Here is a 414-nt window from a genome sequence, read left to right as displayed (position 1 = left end):
CTCTACGAGTCCGTTCGCTTCCAGCGTAGCACCGGTGGATACTAAGTCACAGATAGCTTCAGCCAGACCGGCACGCGGAGCAACTTCCACAGAACCAGTCAGCATTACCGTACGCGCATTCACGCCGTTGTCTTTCAGGTAACGCTTAAGCAACTGAGGGTAGGTGGTTGCGACTCTTAAGCCGTCTAAATCTTTCAATGACTGATATTGGCTTTCTCGTGGAACCGCCAACGACAATCGGCACTGACCGAACTCAAGTCCACGTAATGGCTGATAGGCCGCGACAGAATCGGTTGCAATGCGCTCTAACCGGGCTTCTTCCAGCACGTTTTCGCCAACCAGACCTAAATCAACCACACCGTCCATAACAAGACCGGGAATGTCATCATCACGAACGCGCAGTAAATCGATAGG

Annotated in this window: 1 protein-coding gene; it reads right to left on the bottom strand. The window is 52.2% G+C overall.

Annotation, left to right across the window (positions count from 1 at the left end; translation table 11 throughout):
* The coding region (hisG, locus tag B3180_RS05460) for an ATP phosphoribosyltransferase (RefSeq protein ID WP_286843445.1) at positions 1 to 414 on the bottom strand (414 nt) is incomplete at both ends.

The sequence above is a fragment of the Idiomarina sp. UBA4206 genome (assembly GCF_002383015.1).
In the GTDB taxonomy this organism is placed as follows: Bacteria; Pseudomonadota; Gammaproteobacteria; order Enterobacterales; family Alteromonadaceae; genus Idiomarina; species Idiomarina abyssalis.
Note: the sequence above shows the minus strand (reverse complement) of the source record. Positions and strands in the feature narration are given on the sequence as shown.